Origin of the sequence: Spongiivirga sp. MCCC 1A20706, from assembly GCF_046524175.1 — a bacterium.
Classification (GTDB): Bacteria; Bacteroidota; Bacteroidia; order Flavobacteriales; family Flavobacteriaceae; genus Spongiivirga.
The window spans coordinates 790,120-809,410 of record NZ_JBEFZF010000002.1 but is presented as its reverse complement, the minus strand read 5'-3'; the positions used below and the strand labels follow the sequence as shown (position 1 = coordinate 809,410).

Annotated in this window: 23 protein-coding genes and 2 tRNA genes; 7 read left to right on the top strand and 18 right to left on the bottom strand. The window is 36.3% G+C overall.

Annotated features, from left to right (window positions below; translation table 11 throughout):
• Nucleotides 1-32: 32 nt before the first annotated feature.
• The 11 genes from ABN763_RS07795 to cyoE form a co-directional block, all read right to left on the bottom strand.
• Nucleotides 33-1,289: an ABC transporter permease gene (locus ABN763_RS07795; RefSeq protein ID WP_410484882.1), complete on the bottom strand. Its 1,257-nt coding sequence runs from the start codon at nt 1,287-1,289 to the stop codon at nt 33-35.
• A gap of 23 nt (nt 1,290-1,312) precedes the next feature.
• Nucleotides 1,313-2,557: an ABC transporter permease gene (locus tag ABN763_RS07790; RefSeq protein ID WP_410484881.1), complete on the bottom strand. Its 1,245-nt coding sequence runs from the start codon at nt 2,555-2,557 to the stop codon at nt 1,313-1,315.
• Nucleotides 2,558-2,705: 148 nt separating this feature from the next.
• Entirely contained in the window at nt 2,706-2,936 is a 231-nt protein-coding gene (locus tag ABN763_RS07785) for a hypothetical protein (RefSeq protein WP_410484880.1), read from the bottom strand.
• Nucleotides 2,937-2,976: 40 nt separating this feature from the next.
• Entirely contained in the window at nt 2,977-3,315 is a 339-nt protein-coding gene (locus ABN763_RS07780; protein ID WP_410484879.1) for a hypothetical protein, read from the bottom strand.
• A 29-nt stretch (nt 3,316-3,344) separates the two neighbouring features.
• The gene (locus ABN763_RS07775) at nt 3,345-3,878 is read right to left on the bottom strand and encodes a DUF420 domain-containing protein (protein WP_410484878.1); all 534 of its coding nucleotides are present in this window, start codon (nt 3,876-3,878) and stop codon (nt 3,345-3,347) included.
• A gap of 2 nt (nt 3,879-3,880) precedes the next feature.
• Nucleotides 3,881-4,615, bottom strand: a complete 735-nt coding sequence (locus tag ABN763_RS07770; protein WP_410484877.1) for an SCO family protein — start codon at nt 4,613-4,615, stop codon at nt 3,881-3,883.
• 4 nt (nt 4,616-4,619) lie between these two features.
• Nucleotides 4,620-5,270 (bottom strand): hypothetical protein, encoded by a 651-nt coding sequence (locus tag ABN763_RS07765; RefSeq protein ID WP_410484876.1) that lies wholly within the window; start codon nt 5,268-5,270, stop codon nt 4,620-4,622.
• Nucleotides 5,271-5,385: 115 nt separating this feature from the next.
• Nucleotides 5,386-5,769 carry a cytochrome C oxidase subunit IV family protein gene (locus ABN763_RS07760; protein ID WP_410484875.1) on the bottom strand — a complete coding sequence of 128 codons (384 nt, stop codon included), beginning with the start codon at nt 5,767-5,769 and terminating at the stop codon, nt 5,386-5,388.
• Between the two features lie 33 nt (nt 5,770-5,802).
• Nucleotides 5,803-6,780 (bottom strand): cytochrome c oxidase subunit 3, encoded by a 978-nt coding sequence (locus tag ABN763_RS07755; RefSeq protein WP_410484874.1) that lies wholly within the window; start codon nt 6,778-6,780, stop codon nt 5,803-5,805.
• Nucleotides 6,781-6,828: 48 nt separating this feature from the next.
• Nucleotides 6,829-7,410: a heme-copper oxidase subunit III gene (locus ABN763_RS07750; RefSeq protein ID WP_410484873.1), complete on the bottom strand. Its 582-nt coding sequence runs from the start codon at nt 7,408-7,410 to the stop codon at nt 6,829-6,831.
• Nucleotides 7,411-8,319 carry a heme o synthase gene (gene cyoE / locus ABN763_RS07745; RefSeq protein ID WP_410484914.1) on the bottom strand — a complete coding sequence of 303 codons (909 nt, stop codon included), beginning with the start codon at nt 8,317-8,319 and terminating at the stop codon, nt 7,411-7,413.
• Between the two features lie 200 nt (nt 8,320-8,519).
• Here cyoE and ABN763_RS07740 point away from each other — a divergent pair, with 200 nt between their 5' ends.
• On the top strand, nt 8,520-9,407 hold the full coding sequence (locus ABN763_RS07740) for an MBL fold metallo-hydrolase (RefSeq protein ID WP_410484872.1): 888 nt from the start codon (nt 8,520-8,522) through the stop codon (nt 9,405-9,407).
• A gap of 151 nt (nt 9,408-9,558) precedes the next feature.
• Here ABN763_RS07740 and ABN763_RS07735 read toward each other — a convergent pair whose 3' ends face one another.
• The 5 genes from ABN763_RS07735 to tssD form a co-directional block, all read right to left on the bottom strand.
• Nucleotides 9,559-10,338: an energy transducer TonB gene (locus tag ABN763_RS07735; protein ID WP_410484871.1), complete on the bottom strand. Its 780-nt coding sequence runs from the start codon at nt 10,336-10,338 to the stop codon at nt 9,559-9,561.
• Nucleotides 10,339-10,552: 214 nt separating this feature from the next.
• Nucleotides 10,553-11,263, bottom strand: coding sequence for an energy transducer TonB (locus tag ABN763_RS07730; protein WP_410484870.1), 711 nt, complete (start codon nt 11,261-11,263; stop codon nt 10,553-10,555).
• 67 nt (nt 11,264-11,330) lie between these two features.
• On the bottom strand, nt 11,331-11,729 hold the full coding sequence (locus ABN763_RS07725; protein ID WP_410484869.1) for a VanZ family protein: 399 nt from the start codon (nt 11,727-11,729) through the stop codon (nt 11,331-11,333).
• A complete protein-coding gene (gene gcvH, locus ABN763_RS07720) occupies nt 11,719-12,099 on the bottom strand; it encodes a glycine cleavage system protein GcvH (protein ID WP_410484868.1) in 381 nt (126 codons plus the stop codon). Before gcvH ends, ABN763_RS07725 begins: the two co-directional genes overlap by 11 nt.
• A 154-nt stretch (nt 12,100-12,253) precedes the next feature.
• A complete protein-coding gene (tssD, locus tag ABN763_RS07715; RefSeq protein WP_410484867.1) occupies nt 12,254-12,640 on the bottom strand; it encodes a type VI secretion system tube protein TssD in 387 nt (128 codons plus the stop codon).
• Between the two features lie 187 nt (nt 12,641-12,827).
• Here tssD and ABN763_RS07710 point away from each other — a divergent pair.
• Together ABN763_RS07710 and ABN763_RS07705 are read left to right on the top strand one after the other, a co-directional pair.
• A tRNA-Gly gene (locus ABN763_RS07710) sits at nt 12,828-12,899 on the top strand.
• Between the two features lie 66 nt (nt 12,900-12,965).
• Nucleotides 12,966-13,051 (top strand) — tRNA-Leu (locus ABN763_RS07705).
• 43 nt (nt 13,052-13,094) lie between these two features.
• On the opposite strand, the gene ABN763_RS07700 is transcribed toward ABN763_RS07705, so the two are convergent.
• A complete protein-coding gene (locus ABN763_RS07700) occupies nt 13,095-13,580 on the bottom strand; it encodes a hypothetical protein (protein ID WP_410484866.1) in 486 nt (161 codons plus the stop codon).
• A gap of 163 nt (nt 13,581-13,743) precedes the next feature.
• Here ABN763_RS07700 and ABN763_RS07695 point away from each other — a divergent pair, with 163 nt between their 5' ends.
• Complete coding sequence (locus tag ABN763_RS07695) at nt 13,744-16,053, top strand: FdhF/YdeP family oxidoreductase (RefSeq protein WP_410484865.1); 2,310 nt, start codon at nt 13,744-13,746, stop codon at nt 16,051-16,053.
• Here the strand turns inward: ABN763_RS07695 and ABN763_RS07690 are convergent.
• Nucleotides 16,031-17,137 (bottom strand): LytR/AlgR family response regulator transcription factor, encoded by a 1,107-nt coding sequence (locus ABN763_RS07690; protein ID WP_410484864.1) that lies wholly within the window; start codon nt 17,135-17,137, stop codon nt 16,031-16,033. The two genes, ABN763_RS07695 and ABN763_RS07690, sit on opposite strands and share 23 nt — an antisense overlap.
• A gap of 182 nt (nt 17,138-17,319) precedes the next feature.
• Here ABN763_RS07690 and ABN763_RS07685 point away from each other — a divergent pair, with 182 nt between their 5' ends.
• Genes ABN763_RS07685 through ABN763_RS07675 form a run of 3 tightly spaced genes read left to right on the top strand, consistent with a single transcriptional unit; the run spans nt 17,320 to nt 19,173 of the window.
• Complete coding sequence (locus ABN763_RS07685) at nt 17,320-17,754, top strand: OB-fold protein (RefSeq protein WP_410484863.1); 435 nt, start codon at nt 17,320-17,322, stop codon at nt 17,752-17,754.
• On the top strand, nt 17,751-18,296 hold the full coding sequence (locus ABN763_RS07680) for a YceI family protein (RefSeq protein WP_410484862.1): 546 nt from the start codon (nt 17,751-17,753) through the stop codon (nt 18,294-18,296). The genes ABN763_RS07685 and ABN763_RS07680 overlap by 4 nt, the downstream gene beginning before the upstream one ends.
• Nucleotides 18,286-19,173, top strand: coding sequence for a DUF5777 family beta-barrel protein (locus tag ABN763_RS07675; RefSeq protein ID WP_410484861.1), 888 nt, complete (start codon nt 18,286-18,288; stop codon nt 19,171-19,173). Before ABN763_RS07680 ends, ABN763_RS07675 begins: the two co-directional genes overlap by 11 nt.
• Nucleotides 19,174-19,291 lie beyond the last annotated feature (118 nt).

The following is a 19,291-nucleotide window of genomic DNA, read 5'->3' as shown; positions in this document are numbered from 1 at the left end:
TGGTTATTGTTTAATATTGATTTGATTGATGATTACTCTGTTCTTAAAGCTTCTACAGGTTTTATTTTAATTGCGTTTTGAGCCGGAATAAAACCTGCAAATAATCCTGCAACAATGAGTATGGTTAACGCTATGGTAACCACCCCCAAATTAACGCTAGGGTTTGCAAACATATCGACTGGACCACTAGCATCAAGCAGACTATTTATGGCATAAATAAATAATGTCCCTAATATAATTCCTGTCATTCCGGAAATAATCGTTAAAAATACCGACTCTGTTAAAATTTGAGCTCGAATATTAGAAGGTGGTGCTCCTAAAGCTCGACGTATGCCAATCTCTTTAGTGCGTTCTTTTACTACTATGAGCATAATGTTACTAACACCGATCACCCCTGACAACAGTACCATAATTCCTACGAAATATGCAATAAACCGAATGCCACCAAAAAGGCTTTCAACGCGTCCGTATTCCCGATGTAAATCGAAATGACCTATTGCACGTTGATCTTCAGGATGAATCTTATGGTTTTTTCGTACCACCTTAAAAATATCTTCTTTAATAGCGGTAATTGGTACCCCATCTTGGGCAGTAATCGCCATCCAACCTACTGCCTGACCCATATTAAAGGCTTGAGAAAATGAGGTAAATGGAGTATAAATCTCTTTTTGCGCACCCTCGTTTCCGTCGCTATTCACTTTCTTATAGGTACCGACGACCATAAAGTTCACTCCATTTATTTTAATATAAGAACCTAATACCTCTTCATCTTTTTCGTATAAAACTTTTCTCACCCCTTCACCAATGACTGCTACCTTTCTTTTTTCGTTGATGTCATTGTAATTCACGAAACGGCCGCTAGTAATTTTCATTGGCTCCTGTTTGATGATATCAGGATAATCTCCGTACACATCAAATGCCCCTGTTTTAAGACCACGTACTACATTATCATTTCCTTCAAAATCACCTATTTGGTTTCTGGGCGAAATAATATCAATTCCTTTCACGCTTTCACGAATATCTTCAACATCACTTATTTTGTAGTTAAATCTTCTATTCTTAGGCATTCCCATATAGGATTTTGTAGCTGTGCGAGTCCACATAAATATGGTATTCGTAGCGGTATCACCAAACTCTAAATTAATTCCATTTTCGAACCCCTTACCAGCAGCCAACAGAATAATTAGAATAAAAATCCCCCAAAACACGCCGAATGCGGTTAGTACTGTTCTAAACCAGTTAGAAGTAAGTGTTTCTATTATTTCTTTCCAACGATCACGATTAAACATACTTTATTGTTTTTGATTGTTGATTATTCATCTCTTAGCGCTACAATTGGTTGTATTCTTGCTGCTCTCCATGCTGGAAAAAAGCCTGCTAATGCACCTGCAAAAATCAATACCAAAACCATTGTCAATGCAGTATTAAAATTAACTGATGGATTGACTATATAATCTACTTCTATATGGGGGCCAACCAACTCGAATAAGCCCATACTAAAAATCAGACCTGTAAAGCCAGCTATAGCTGTAACAAAAATAGATTCATGCAAGATCATTCCGACAACCGACCATGGCTGCGCACCCAATGCTTTTCGAATTCCAATTTCTCTTGTCCGCTCCTTTACTACTATCAGCATAATATTGCTAACACCAACTACTCCTGCGATAATTGTGCAAATACCCACAAACCAAAAGAATAGCGCAATATTACTTGCTAAAGTATAATAGCGTTTTGCTTCTTCTAATGCACTATATACATTAATGGCACTTTCATCGTCCGGCGCAACCGTGTGTACCTGTTTTAAATAAGTTTCATAATCTTGTACAAACTCTTTTGATCTGCCAACAGCCGCATCAAAATCAGCATCTTCTTTTAATGTAAATGCAATGTTGTTGACCCTGTTTTGGCCATTGAAAACCGTTTGAGCTGTCGTTCTTGGAATGTATACTCGGTTTTCTTCTCGTTCGCCACCATTATCGATGTAGACCCCAACAATTTTAAAATTAAATTGCGATAATTTGAGGTATTCATTTAACGGATCATCGTTTTTATCAAGTAGTTCGCGATACACCTTATTACTTATAACAACCACTTTGTTATTAGCCGCCATATCGGCCTGGTTGATAAATCGCCCCATGGTCATACTCAAGTTCTCAATTTCTTGATAATCCGGAGATATGCCTTGCACACCATAGGAACCTGATTCACTTTTGTAGTTTATTGTTGCCCGTACACGTGAGACTCCGGAACTTGTCTCTAGATAATCTGTAAGCGCCTCGTCAGCATATTCAATATTCTCATTCTTAAGCCAGATAGATCGCCCAGGATTTAAGCCTTTGAACTCCTTACTAGTTGGATTAGTCCAAACCCATACACGGCTGGTTGCATCAGCTTCAAATTCGTTACGAATCCCGTTTTGAAAACCTTGGCCAAAACCTAATAATATGACAAGAATGAATATACCCGACGCTACGGATAAACCGGTTAGAAAAGTGCGGAGTTTATTTTTGCGAATAGCATCAAATATCTCCTGCCAACGATCGATATCGAACATTTGGTACTGTTTTTTGATTGATTAGTTAAAGGGTATAAAAACCTATGTGGATGATGAGGCCACGCTTAATAGACTACTAACCAATTATAATGTTACAGAAAAAATGACTTTTTTTTAAAATAATTTGGCGCTCTGCATAAACAAGGTGTTAAGCCGGCTCATTTTTAGTCTTTTTCACCATTCGATAAATGACATATCCAATGACTACTACCAAAATATAAGGTATCGCCATCAAGAAGACAATACCATTATTAATCCCTTCGGCCATACCATTATCACCAGTAGATTCCAAAGCTGCGCGACACATAGCACATTGACCAGAAGCATATGTACTAAATAACAATATAAAAAATAATATCAATCTAGATTTTACATTCATTACTAAACAAGTATTTAAAACGAGCCACTACTAATAAAATTTATTGAGGAATGATAGGGGGTTCTTTAGTATTATCGATAAACAAGATCATTCCACCAACAGCGGCTGTCACACCTCCTATTACTTTTAATGCTGAAACCTTTTGCCTTTTAATAGACTTGATACGGTTTGTGGGAATTTTCACATACTTGTTATTGGTTTTCATAACCAATGTATCCAGGCCTACCTCTCTAAATTTCACTCTTATTTCTTTACCATCTTTTATCTGGACAATATAGTTTTTGTTTACTTCAAGGCTTTCAAATGGCGCATCTTTGTAGGTATAACAACTTTGCAATAAAAACACCATTATCACAAAAAAATATAGACTCTTTTTCATTATCTACGTATAGCGTCTTATAAAACTTATTAATAATAAGGAGAAATCATTAAATAAACTATTACTCCAGTTACTGCAACATATAACCAAATAGGGAATGTGATTTTTGCTATCTTTTTATGACGTTCATAGTTACCAGCAATGGCACGTACATAGGTGATTAACACAAAAGGAATAACCCCAATTGACAATGCGATATGCGTAAGAAGGATAAAGAAGTAAATATATCGTATCACTCCTTCACCACCATATTTGGTAGATTCAGATGTCATATGATATGCTACGTACATTGCTAAAAAAGCTACCGAACAACCAATAGCCGTTTTCATGATATTTTCATGTAGCTTTCTATTTCCTTTTTTAATTGCCAGCACAGCCCACACCAATAACACTGCCGTTATCCCATTAATGGTAGCGTAAATTGGCGGCAAGAAACTTAAAGGAGCAACATTAGGTATTTTAACATTAAACAACACTACAACCACTGCAGGAATTACAATTGATAGTAGAATGATCCACTTGTTGTATTTCCTTTCTTTTTCTAAGTTAACCTCCACACTCATAACTACTCCTTTAGTAACTTTTTAATGTCCTCCTTTAAAATTGAAATCTGTTCTTTTTCACCATTATATTCTCCTTGCTCTTCCGTTACTGTACCACGATAATATACAATTGGATTCGCATACTTGTCCTTTCGAGAGCGAAGGAAGCCCTTTTTATCGATCAAGGCAAAAAAACCAGAATGTTCAAAACCACCCGCTACATTAGGGTTTTCTTTTGCAAAAATGTTAAAACCGGTATTTGAAAGCTCATAAATACGATTTTTATCTCCTGTCATTAAATGCCAATTAGGGTTGGTAATTCCGTATTTCTCGGCATACTTTTTTAAAACTAAGGACGTATCGTGTTCTGGGTCAATGGTAAACGAAGCAAACCCTAAATTATCATTGCCTTTAAATTCATTTTGAATACTTACTAAATTCTGATTCATGATCGGGCAAATTGAAGGGCACCTTGTAAAGAAAAACTCAACTAAAAACACCTTCCCTTTAAAGTCTTCATTGGTGATGTATAAACTGTCTTGATTTATAAATGCAAACTCAGGCACTTTTTTAGGCACGCCGTCGACTTCAACATATGACAGCTCACCACGATTTGCCTGCACTTCTGCAGATGCACTCATACGATCATTACGAACAACATCATCATTTTGAATTCGGCTGACAATTTTTGGGATAAAAATAATCCCGAAAATCAACATAATTAATGCTACACCAATGTATGAATATTTACCTTTCATAAAGTCACTTTTTCCTGTTGGCGGTATTCTTTTTTAATGCAAGACGATATTCAGCTAACACCACTTTTACATCATCCTTCATTTTGTCACCTAACTCCTCAATTGAATTTGGGTTGTATCCATATAATATTCCAACATCCTTATCATCATCACGACCTCGAAGATTTCGGTCCTTGTCAACAATAAACATTTTGCTACAAGCCAATGTATTATCAAGTATCTGATCTGTCTTTAAGCTGTTGAATAGCGATTGAATATCAGTAGCATCTCCAAACACAAAATTCCATCTAGAAATATCACCGTATTGTCCAAGTTCCACCAGAATTTTTTGCACTCCTGCTTCAGTTCCTTTCGGCACAACCATAACGAACTGAAAATCTTTAAACTGATAAAAAGGCTTATAAATTTTCTCATTTAAATTGAATGCCAATCCGCGTTTTTCAAATGCATCTTCACCCAAAAATCCAAGAATCGTTATGTGCTGTTCTAGTCCTACTTTTTGATTGTCAAGACCATTAAAAGCAGATATTTCATTTACTGTTGGAGTAAGCACGGGCAGCTTATAAAAATTATTCACTCCGGATAAAAAGAAAAGATATACCACCAGTGGTAATACAAACAAAGATCCTAGTACGAAGTACTTTTTAAACTGCATGCGTTTATTTTATTGCAAAAATACGGCTCGTATGTTCATTGGGCAAGTTGACACCCTAAAACTAGACACAAAAAAAGCAGCTTAAAAGCTGCTTTTCAATAATGTTATGATTGGATTAAAAATCCAAGCTGGTATATCCATTTTTATAAATATTATAAATGTAATCACCTTCAACCAACAAAATAGTAATTAAATATATAATTAAGAATACGCAAGTCCACACGATTGCCCGGCGCAGCCATTTCGTCTCATCGCGGAGGTGCATAAAATCCCAAGCGATGTAATATGCTTTCACCAAGGTTAAGATGATGAATATCCAATTAAGGAGTTTCATTCCGATAATTTTTGTCTCAACTAAAAACGAGGGTTTGTAGATACCAAGTACCACCTCAATAGCGGTTACAATTGTTAGGAAAACAAGTACTCCCCAAATTTTCTGAACGTTGTTTTTAAACTTTAACGTTCCTTGAAAGATTGCTAATTTATGTTCGTGTCCCATTTTTGTAAAAGGAATTTCTTTTTATTCAAATAATTAAACTAGGTAGAAGAATGTAAATACAAATACCCAAACTAAATCTACAAAGTGCCAGTATAACCCCACTTTTTCAACCATTTCATAGTGACCTCGTTTTTCATAAGTCCCGATAATTACGTTGAAAAATATGATCAGGTTGATTAATACTCCTGAAAATACGTGGAAACCGTGGAATCCTGTTATAAAGAAAAAGAAGTCCGCAAAAAGTCTCGATCCGTATTCGTTGTGAATCAAATTTGCGCCTTCAACGGTCATAACGCCTTCCTCAATTTTCTTTACTGATTCAGCTCTTGATAAAACCGTTTTTTCACCTTCTTCATTAATGACTTGTGTGCGTATTAATACATCGTTATTCGCTAGAAAACCAGCTTTCACATCTTCCATTGTATATGTCGGAAGTGTACCTTCATCTCTAAACCAAAGTCCATTTTTACGCTCGTGTGATACACGTTCCGTTTCCGAAGCAGTGGTAAAATCAGCTAAAGCAACTCGTTTACCATCGGCATCTACAAATTGTAATATCTGACCTCCTCTAGTTTCAACAGCACCAAAATCGCCTTTAATAAAAGTAGCCCATTCCCAAGCTTGAGAACCTACGAAAATTGCCCCTCCAATAATGGTCAGAAACATATACCATGCAACCTTATTTTGCTGCATTTTGTGACCAGCATCTACTGCTAATACCATTGTTACAGAAGACATAATCAAAATAAAGGTCATAAACGCCACATATATCATTGGTTGTGGGTCACCATGATAAAAAGGAATGTGTGTAAATACCTCGTCTGCAATTGGCCATGACTCAATAAACTTAAATCTTGAGAAACCGTATGCTGCAAGAAAACCTGAGAATGTTAGCGCATCTGACATGATAAAAAACCACATCATCATTTTACCGTAACTCGCTTTAAAAGGCTGATTTCCGCCTCCCCATGTTTTTCCTTCAGTACCGGTTGTTATCGCCGTAGAATCCATAAACTTTTTAGCTGTTTAAATAAAGGTTCAAATTTACGTTTTTTAAAATTATTTTAAGAAATAAAAAAACAGAAATAGACACAGCCATGTAAAGCCTAAAAAATGCCAAAATTGTTCTCCTAATTCTACGCCCAACAGATTCGTTGGGTTGTATTTTTTTCTCAAATGTTGAATATTCACAACCACTAGCGCAATTAATCCCGAAAATACATGCGCCAAGTGAAATGCTACGATAATATATAAAAATGAAATCTTAGTACTACTTTGCGCGCCGGTAAACCAATAGCCTTCATCAATAATTTGTCCGAATCCGGTAAATTGTAATACAACGAAGCTGATACCTAGTATTAAAGTGATCAATAGCATTATTGACGCCTTACCATTCTCACCTTTTGCAACAAACTTCCTCGCCATTATAAAAGTTACACTACTTGCGACGGCGGTAACTAAATTTGTGACAAAAGCAGACGGTAGCACAAAATCTGTTATCCAATCTGGTCTTGAACTACTTACGATATACGCACTTATCAAGCCAGCGAACGCCATAAACATACTGCCCATCGCGAAGTACAGCATCATCTTTTTTGAACGGCGCTTCTTCTCTTCAAATGTTCCTTGTGTTAAATCCATTTAAGCTTGTATAAATTTATCTACTACATACACTATTTGTATAAGTGTAATGTATAACACACTTGCCAACATTAGGCTGCGGGCTGTCTTGTTATCCATTTTACGGTATAACTTAATCGCCCAATACAACATATAAAACCCTAATCCTGCGATTACAATTGCGGCAACTATTGATAAATGTAGCGACCCAGTTAATCCTAGAACAGGAAAAACCGATGCAACAATCAACCAAATAGTATACATGATAATTTGTAGCGCAGTGGCTTTATCTTTTTTACCCGTTGGAAGCATTATAAATCCTCCTTTTTTATAATCCTCGTCTAACATCCAAGCCAGCGCCCAAAAGTGAGGAAACTGCCAAAAAAACTGAATCATAAACAAGGTTCCGGGTTCAATACCAAAATCATTTGTAGCAGCAACCCAACCTAACATAAAAGGTATAGCCCCTGGAATGGCCCCGACAAAAACTGAAAGTGGTGTCTTGGTTTTTAATGGTGTATAAATACTTGTATATAAAAAGATAGACACTGCACCAAACATTGCCGTTTTCGGGTTAATAATATACAGCGTGGTAAGGCCTAATATTGTAAAACTTATTGCAATAAATAGTGCTGCGGAAACCGACATCCTGCCAGCGGGAACCGGCCTGTTTTTAGTGCGATCCATTAACGCATCAAGATCTTTTTCGATAACCTGATTAAAAGCATTACTAGCACCTACCATAAAATATCCCCCAATGGTTAGCAATACCACTACAACAGCATCAACATTTGGAGCACCTAGCAGATATCCAGCCACTGATGAAAACACCACACTCAGTGATAGCCTCACCTTCGTGATTTGCTTAAAATCTTCAAAAAAAAGCGCTAGCGAGAATGATTTTTCTGCGGTTTCCAATGCGGACTTAATATGAGACATTCGTCGTTTTTCTTACTTCAAGGCAAATTGGCTGCAAAGATACAATACCATGTTGTTTTACGCAATGTGAATGCTAGAAATAAAAAGTAATAACATCCTGCCAATTATATCCGAGTAAATTAATGAAAACTGTAAGGTTTCACTAATTACCCCTATCTTTTACAAAACAATAAAAACCAAACTAAAATTAAATGAAATTTCTTATCTCATTTTTAGCGCTAGCACTTTCTTTTTCGATATTGAATGCACAACAAAAGGAAGTAATAATAACAACCGAAAAATTATCAGATAACACTTATGTACTTTTCGGACGTGGCGGGAATATTGGAATTCAAACTGGAGAAGATGGTGTATTTATGATTGATGATCAGTTTGCTAACATCACTCCCAAAATTCTAGAGGCAATTCGAAAACTAAGTGATAAACCAATTAGATTTTTGCAAAACACCCACCATCATGGTGACCATACCGGCGGAAACGAAAATATCGCAAAGCAAGGTGCTGTCATCGTTGCTCATGAAAATGTTAGAAAGCGAATGGCAAATAACACCAAAAATAGAGATGGTAGCCCTCGCGAAGTAATAAAATCTGCTTTACCAGTAATTACTTTTAAGGAAGATGTCACTTTTCATTTTAATGATGAAGACATTATTGTTTTTCATGTACATAATGCTCATACCGACGGTGATGCCATTGTATATTTAACAGGAAGCAATGTACTGCATATGGGAGACACCCACTTTAATGGCCGTTATCCATATATTGATCTAAACGCTGGCGGAAGTATCGAAGGATATATTAGTGCTAACAAAAAAGCATTGATCATCATTAATGAGGATACAAAAATCATTCCCGGACATGGCCCCATCGCTAGTAAAACATCACTAGAAGCTTATATTAAAATGTTGGAAGAAATCACAGCGAATGCAAAAGCTAAAATTGCGAGGGGATTAAGTAAAGAAGACTTCATAAAAGACACTTCAATTACCAAAACATATGATGATCAGGGATATGGTAGCGGATTTATAAATTCAGAACGAATGCGTGCCACTTTATACACGAGTTTAACCAAGAAATAAATTCTTTTAAAAAAAGCACTTTTCTGAAGTCAACTTGAGCGCAATCAATAATTGCTAGTTTCCGATTGCGAAAAGGTTTCGACTGCGCTCAACCTGACATCAATGGTCAATTTTGCTTTCTGCCTATCTAACTACAAATGGCAGTTTGAGATCATTGCAATTTAAAAGTGATTGGTAAACTAAAGGATACATTCACATTATGAATACCTTGTTTTCCAGGAATCATTTTTGGCAGCTTACTAATTATCCTAGCCGCTTCTTTTTCCAAAATCTTATGTGGCCCTCTTAACTTTACATCCTTTATATTTCCGCTTTTATCAATGGTAAAAGTGGTATATACTCTACCATTTAATCCCAGGTCGATTGCCACATCGGGGTAACGAAATGTCTTTTTCACATGATTCATCATTCCTTCTTCAAAACACTTCCTTTGCTCAGTTTTTGGTACTTCTAAACATTCTTCGAACATGGGAACTTGCTCGACCGTACTTGCGGGAATAATAAAGTCAGGATCGGGTTCTGGAATAACAGTCACTGCATTAGGATCGAATTTTTCAGTACTTGGATCAGGTTCTGTAACAATATCAGTTTCCTTACCGGAGTCATCATTCTCATCGACAAGAATCTTCTCAATATTCTTAACAACCTTTTTCTCCTTCTTTACTACTTCTTCAATTTTTTGCTCTTCTTCTACCCTAAAATTATTTATGGTATAAGTGACCTCCTCATAAAGAACCTCAGGTTCTACATAGGCTACTTGTTTCTCAGGCACTTCTACTTCAATGACGAAATAAACTGCGAGCAATGTTAATACCATACTAATGGCAAAAATAAGGCCATTGTTTTTTTGTAAATTGGCATCATGCTTGGTGTACTTCTTTGCAGACACATGACGGCCATCATGCTTTTCTGCATTCTTTTTGGAATTCATAATAAAAGTGTTAATGTTAATATTATGAAAAGAACACAATAAGCATACCAAAAAACCCTGACGAAATTCGTCAGGGTTTCACATAAATCATCGAACTTAAAAACCAGGAAATATACTTCCTATTAGAGCTCAATATGTTATAAGTATCTTGAGTAATTTACAAATAGATGTCAAATAAAAAATCCCGCTACATCAGCGAGATTTTTTATGTTTTCTATTGTAACTTAAAGGTAATAGGAATACTAAAAGGTACGCGAACCGGACGCCCTCTTTGTTTACCTGGTGTCATTTTAGGAAGCTTGTTAATAATACGTTGTGCTTCTTTACCTAAGTTTTTATCCGGACTTCTCATACGTATATTGCCAATACTTCCATCCTTCTGGATTACAAAGTTCACATATACTCTACCCTGCACGCCCATTTCTTGTGCGATCTCAGGATACCGGAAATTCTTTTTAATATGCTTTTGCATTTTTTCTTGGAAACATGCTCTACGCTGGCTCTTTGGCACACCTTCACAACCAGGAAAAACAGGTACATCTTCGATAACCGCAAACGGAACGTCAACGTCTTCGAACTCCTCTTCCACCTCAACGTCTTCTACATCTTCTACTACTTCATCCTGATCACTTTCGGTATCATCAACTACAGTTTCTTCAACTTCTTCTTCATCCTCAACAACCTCGATAACTTCAGGTGCCGCTGGTGGCGGTGGTGGTGGTTGCGTTTGAAGCTGCTCGGTAATCGGAATTTCTTCCTCTAATTCTTCATCCACATTCATCATACCAACAAATGCCTCATCAGGATCATAGGTCTTGTGTTCGATGCCTATATAAATTAATAGTAAGGCCAAACAAAGACCAATGGCAAAATAAAGCCCTATATCCTTGTTTAAATCTGCTTTTGGATTCTTTTTCGGTTCCATTTATAAAAATTTTGCTGTTTGCTAAAATAACTATTTACTTTAAAAAAAGAATAACTATTTATTCTTTTTAACGTATACGACTAAGCTTTGACCTCGATATCAGTAAACTAGCTACCAAAATACCCAGCGTATTCGCTACTGCGTCTTTCCAATCACCCGATCTTGTTGTGGTCACCGTTGCCTGCAAAACCTCAATAATAACACCATAAAAAAAGGAACCGGCAGCCGCCAAGAACACTATTTTTTTAGCTAAATCAGATAATCTTATCCCTCTAAATAGCAACAAAAACCATACCGTAGTACATCCAAAGTAAAAAACAAAATGACCTATCTTATCTGAATGTGGTATATCGATGAAATCAATACCATCTACATATTCTAATTCACTAAATGAGGTAAGACTTAAATAGGTTATTAAAGTAGTCCACCCTAATGCAAGGATCCAGTATGCCGCTTTACGCCCCAACTAGCTCCTTGTATCCTGCCGCGTCTAATAGTTGTTCTACCTCTGACGGGTCGCTAATTTTTATTTTAATCATCCAGCCATCACCATAAGGGTCAGTATTTACCTTTTCTGGCTCATCTTCTAGCGCTTCATTAAATTCAATGATCTCTCCTGTTAGTGGTAAGAAAAGGTCTGAAACTGTTTTTACTGCTTCAACGGTACCAAACACCTCATCTTTATCTAAGGTTTCATCTACAGTATCTACCTCTACATATACAATATCACCTAGTTCACCTTGGGCAAAGTCGGTAATACCAACGGTAGCCACATCACCATCTATCGTTACCCATTCGTGATCCTTTGTATATTTTAAATCAGCTGGAATATTCATTATTTATAATAGTTTGATTAAAGCGTAAAAATAACAGGAAAGTTAGAAAGTTCCAATCTCGAAATTGCCAAATTTTAATTCATTTCAGCCCGGTAAAAACAAAAAAAAGGAATGTAAAAAATACATTCCTTTTGTTATATAATTTAATGAATGGCTAAACCCACTCATTTACATGAGAGCCATTCCCAATACCAATTTCTCTTGCTGATATCGTCAATTTTTCAGTCATTGGATTTCTACCCGTTGAATCGAAATTTTCTACATACTTTACAGCATAAGCGTCTGTAAAATTTAATTCTTTAGCTGTTGCCTCGGTATCTCTTTTCAAGAATACAATGGTTCCACTTCTCAGTTCGAAATTATTAAACATCCAATCAGAAAGACTGGTATCTGCTGTAGACTCTACCTCTATAGTGATCATTCCACCTCTTGTAACCGATGAAGGACGACCTGTCGCATCAGTTTCTTGAAGTAATCCGTAATTGCAATTAAGGATGTTATACTCCTTACCACTTACTTTAAGTTTTGCTTTAAAAGACATAATGTGTAAATTAAGATTATAATAAGATGTAAACGTACGTAAAAATTAGCCAGTTGCAAAACAATGTGTTGGTTCTTAAGGCTTTTATTTAATCGATATTTTTTTATCAAAAACACTTTGGTATTACTGTAATTGTTTTAAATTTGCACCCGCATTTGAAAGTAATAGCACTTTTAAATTGTAAATTGCGAAAGTAGCTCAGGGGTAGAGCATCACCTTGCCAAGGTGAGGGTCGCGGGTTCAAATCCCGTCTTTCGCTCTGAAATACACCAAGATGCTGAAGTGGTGGTCCCGATAGCTATCGGGATGGTAGACACTCAGAAACGCTGAAGTGGTGGAATTGGTAGACACGTTGGACTTAAAATCCAATGGACAGTAATGTCCGTGCGGGTTCAAGTCCCGCCTTCAGTACAAGAAAAGCCGAATCAAATGATTCGGCTTTTTTGTTTCTATACTATACTGATTGTTTTTTCATTTTCTCAGTACTAAGCATATTATTATGTGCAATGATATGGTCGAAAAGCACATTGGGGTTGTTGTAGTTGTCAATTTTAACTAGTTCAGCGATTGGAAATTTAAAATGAAAGTGTTTTGATTCTTCACCAAATTGAATACTTGTTTTAAAATACACATGTGATAATGTTTGCTCATTCGCTTTAAAAAATCCTTCATTATGCAATATACCAATGCCTGATTGAATTTGATTAATCGATGCCAAAATGATCACGTTTTGATAGGTCGAGCGATCTAGACCTTCAATTTCTAAATGGACTTTAGACATCATTACCAGATCATTTTGTTTGATGAAACAACGATCACCAGTTTTTGACATTTCATCATTTACCTTTAAAACAATATCGTTTTGCTTCTTAACCGATGTTTGTGCTAACGAATATACACCGGTAAAAAGAAGTACTGAATAACAAAGTAAAGCTTTCATAATCAAAGAGATCGGTTATTTATAAGACAATTACCAACCTAAAAACCCTACTTCAACTAATTGTTAAAACTATGACTACCAGTCCTTAATAATGAATTTTAACACCTTCCAAAACCGCTTTTTAAAATGAAAAATAGTAAACTTTTTTCCGTAACTTTTTCCAATGATCAAAAACCGAAATGTATCCGTCACAGGATCCACAAGTTTTACTGGAATTTCGCTTAGCAAAGCGAGCAAATATGCTGCAGGCTTAACTGGAGTTACCGTCGCTCTTAAACATACTTTTAAAGAAATGGGTATTGGTAGATCGATAAGCGCGTTGGCAAAAATGAATCAAAAAGATGGTTTCGATTGCCCGGGCTGTGCGTGGCCAGATCCAGTTAAACCATCAAAGGTTGCCGAGTACTGTGAAAATGGTGCTAAGGCATTGGCTGAAGAAGCTACCACAAAAAAAGTTGATGCCGCCTTTCTTGCAAAATACTCCGTAGAAGAACTTTCACTTTGGTCAGAATATGAAATTGGTAAATCGGGAAGACTTACCGAACCAATGATTCTAAAAGAAGGGACAATTTACTACGAACCTATTTCTTGGGAAGACTCCTTTAAATTAATAGCAGACGAGCTACATCAACTAAATAATCCGGATGAAGCCATATTTTACACCTCAGGCAGGTCCAGTAATGAGGCTGCTTTTTTATACGGTTTGTTTGTACGGGCATTTGGGACCAACAACATGCCCGATTGCTCCAATATGTGCCATGAGTCTAGTGGTGTGGCACTAAGTGAAACGCTGGGTATTGGAAAAGGCTCAGTAAAACTTGAAGATTTTGATCAAGCCGAGGTCATTATTGTAATGGGACAAAACCCAGGGACTAACCACCCAAGAATGCTTACGGCATTAGAAAAATGTAAAAGAAACGGCGGGCATATCGTCAGTATCAATCCACTTGCGGAAGCCGGCTTAATTCGCTTTAAAAACCCTCAAGAAGTTGGCGGTTTTGTTGGTGCAGGCACTCAGCTAACTGACATTCACCTTCAGGTGAAAATAAATCAAGATGTATCGCTTTTAAAATTAATTATTAAAAAACTTGCCGCACTTGACAAAGATGATAAGAATGTTTTCGATCATGAGTTTATTGCAACCTATACTGCTGGTTACCAGCATCTATTACAAGATCTTGATCAGTACACAACCGAACAGCTGTTAGCACTATGTGGGGTTCCTGAATCTGAAATTGATAAAACAGTTGATCTTTTGGCTAAGAAAAACAAGATTATTATCTGCTGGGCAATGGGACTTACACAGCATAAAAATGGAGTAGAAAATATAAAAGAATGCGTCAACCTCCTTCTTCTAAAAGGAAGCTTGGGAAAACCTGGAGCGGGTACCTGTCCGGTTCGGGGACATAGCAACGTACAAGGTGATCGTAGTGTTGGTATTATGCATCATGTTTCTCCACAACTGAATAGTGCCATAAAGGACAGCTTGAATTTTGACCCTCCTACAAAAGAAGGTTTAGATACTGTTCATTGCATACAAGCGATGCATGATAAAAAGGCTAGCGTTTTTATAGCCTTGGGCGGGAATTTTATATCGGCCGTTTCTGACACAAATTATGCGGCTCAAGCACTACAAAACTGCTCCCTTACTGTTCAAATAAGTACTAAACTAAACAGAAGCCATCTAATTACTGGAAAAACAGCCCTTATCTTGCCTACTTTAGGTCGGTCTGAAAAAGATATAAAAAATGGAAAGCAACGTTACTTTACGGTTGAAAATAGCATGGGTAAAGTACATCGATCCAAAGGACTTTTGCACCCAGCTTCTGACCAATTAAAAAGTGAACCCGAAATTGTGGGAGCTATTGCCGATGCCTATTTTAAAGGTAAACATCCTGTTGATTGGAAAACTATGGGTATGGATTATGACTTAATTCGGGAGAAGATCGAATCGGTAGTCACAGCGTTTAAAGGGCTACAAAAAGAATCTGAAGGCAGTGGTTTTTATTTGCCCAATAATGTTCGCCAACTTGATTTCAGCAAACTACCAAACGGCAAAGCACAGTTTAGTGTATGTAATTTGCCAGAGCAGCAGATATCTGAAGATGAATTTATCTTAATGACTATTCGTTCTCACGATCAATTTAATACGACCATTTATGGTTTGGATGATCGATATCGAGGAATCAAAAACGAGCGCCGAGTTGTTTTTATGAATACCGAAGATATGCATGCTCGCGGATTGCAAAAACTAGATGTGATCAATCTAAAAAGTAATTATGATAACACTGAGCGTGAAGCAGTTAACTTTTTGGTGATCCCTTATGATATACCTAAAGGAAATTTAGCGGCTTATTTTCCTGAAACTAATGTGCTTGTGCCTTATAATCATTTCGCAGTTAAAAGCAATACACCTATTAGTAAGTCGATTATCGTTACTGTTAAAAAGACTATAGATCAAGCCACTGCTTAAAGTTAGCGGCCTTGTTTTTTCCAATAACAACTTCTTGATCTGTCTCCGGCTGCGTTTCAATTTTTAATGCGCTATTGCCAAACTTAACGATACGATTTATCGCTTGAATTGACACAATGAACTGTCTATTCGCTCTGAAGAATAGTTTTGGATCGAGGTAGGAATAAATCTGATCTAAACTTTCATTTGTAGTAGCTTTTTTACCATCACGCCTGACCACATAGGTGATGGTACTTTCAACATAAATATAGGCAATATCAGTAGTTGCGACTGATACAAGCTCGTTACGAACATATGTCAGTAATCTTGTTTTAGAAGATTCTGTTTCAGCGTTTTCAACTTCGTTTTTCTGGCCATTTACACTAGCTGCCTCCTGAATAGTTTCAATTCGATTTTGATATTTTTCTAACGAATCATTAAGCTTAGAAAGGTTAAGCACACCATCTTGCAATTGTAATGTTTTCTCTTCTAACTTTATCTCATAATGACCACTTACAAATCGAACTGCTACCAATAAAAATAAAAACAGAATTAGTCCTATAATGAAGTACATTAAAAGAAGTTCTTTTAAAAATAACTTTCCTTTTTCCTGTATTACCGAGGCATTTAGATTTGCCGCAATAATCAAATCCGAATTAGGAATAGGACTTAAATACACAATCGTTGATTCTTCAGTCGCAACTTGAATACGGTCATAGACTTCTTCAGATGTCATTGACTCATACATAGTTTGGTTTAATGCGCTAATCTGCTCGTCGTCTTTCTTTCCTCTCTCTATATCGTTAGGGTGGCAAATTATCTTTCCGGACCAATCAAAAACTGTTAAAAAAACGGTCTCGGTATTACTTTTATCTATTCCCTCTTGAATGCCTGAAATCACTACTTCTTTGTCATCCTTAGATACCAACACATTCCCTGCTAGGTTAGCAATTTGTTTGGATTCTTGCTTTGCAGAAGCGATTTCGTTCTCAAGGATTAGAAGAACTCCTTGTTTTTTAAGAATGGGAACTGTTACCGAAGTAATGATGACAAATAGTAAAACATACCCTAAGGCTATTTTAGTATATAACTTATAGTTGCTCATAACATTCAAAACCAGAAGTAGTTCATCTACTAGTCGAACTTTTACTCATTACCTATCATGTTTCCGTTTTAATCCTTGTTTTTCCATTTTGAACCTACCTTTTACCAAAAGCCAATATCATAATCGGCTTATAGTTACTTTTGAGCACATTCTTATTATCATAAGAATGAATTAGCAATACAATGATTCACAAAAAGCATATAAAAAGTTTAATTTTCATTCTAGTAGGTGTTATCATGATCACAATGATTGTGCTACATTTGAGAAATCTTTTTGTAGGTGAACAAGATATTCGAGCTATAAAAACGGAGCGAAGAATAAGCTCGGAAGCATTGCTTCGAACCAAGGAAAGGCAATTCATGGAATCAAGTTTAGTTGAAAAGGCAATTGAAGTTGAGGGAGTTTTAAAAGAAGTTACTTTTAAGCATGACAAGTTTTCGCTAATTCTAGAAGGAGGATACAAGGATAAATTAATAATTTGCGAACTGAAAAATGATCAGAGCGAAGCGATAAAAAATCTAAAAAAAGGTACTATAGTTACAGTAAAAGGTATTTTAAAAGGATACTTGAAAGATGCGATTCTGTTACAATGTATTATCATAGATAAAAGTATATGAACAAAGTTTTATTCTGGGTAACGACCCTATTTGTTTCTTTGTCGTTTCAAGCTGATGAAACATTTATTGAACGACAAGGGCAAATCACTTTTTTCTCTTATACAGCGGTTGAAAACATCGAGGCTACAAATAACCAAGTGCTTAGTCAATTTAATCCGAATACCGGCGAAATTGCGGTGAGTATTCTAATGCGTGCATTCATATTTAAGAAAAAATTGATGCGACAGCATTTCAACGAAAGTTATATTGAATCAGACTTATACCCAAAAGCTACGTTTACTGGTTTTATCGAAGGTTTTAATTCGAATCTGACCGACCCTCAAACAAAAATTATAAAAGGAGATTTTACACTAAAGGGAATTACAACTCCTATGGAGTTCAAAGCTGATATAAATCAGAAAAACGGAGATTACCAGATTACCGGGGAACTTGAGGTCAACATAGATGATTACAAAATTCGTGTTCCAAAATTGCTTGCTCCTAATATTGCTAAGACCATTCAAGTAACGTTTAATTTTCAATACGAACCTTATGAACAATAAGATTCTTTTTAGTGTTTTTGGACTGTTGATTGGAGCATCCGTATCTAGTCAAAACTTACTTGAAAGCCTCAGTAAGGAGCAGGACAAAGAACCGTTTAAAGATGAAGTGTTTGGTACTTTTTTCGGGTCTAGAATTAATCTTAGTCACTCAGTCGAAACACGGGAGCAGGGCGTATTAGAAGTTAGTTTACAAAACAGGTTTTGGAATATTCCTTCTGATCAGCTTAGTTTTGATGTAGATAAAATAAATGTTCGTTTAGAAGCTTCCTATGCTTTTACCGACAAATTCACCATTGGTGTTGGTTACGGTACCGGTTATGACTCATTTGATGCTTTTTTTAAGTATAGCATACTTAAGCAAAAAATGGAGAAAGGAAGTCCTTTCAGCATTACACTACTTCAAAGTATTGCCCACAGACAAAAAAATCCCGGAATTACTAGACCGCTAGATTTTGATGAAAGAATCGGCTTGACTTCTCAAGTGCTTATTGCGAGAAAGTTATCTCGTAACTTCTCTTTACAGTTAATGCCTACTTTTACCAATCGGGCTGCGGATTCTTTTTTACCTGAAACACCGCAAAGCTCAAGATTTAGTTTAGGCTTTGGAGGACGATACCGCATCGCAAAGCACTTTTCTTTAACCGCAGAATACTATGAAATATTTAATCGAATAGATTCCCCACAAACCTATTCACCATTTTCATTTGGTGCCAATTGGGAAATAGCCGACGTCTTACTTCAATTTAATGTTACTAACGCTCGCAATCTCGTAGAAGATAAGTTTATAGCAAAGTCTTTACAACCTTTTGTTTTAAAGGATGGCGATTTGCATGTAGGTTTTAACTTCGTTTATCTTTTTCACACAAGAGAGAAATAAAAAGCTGTACCGTTTTAATCTCTAGAATGTGCTTGTCCACATCCTTTAGTATAGCATAGGTGAAAGAAATATCCGGTCTCATTTATAAGTGATTTTCCTTCTCAAAATCATATAAAAT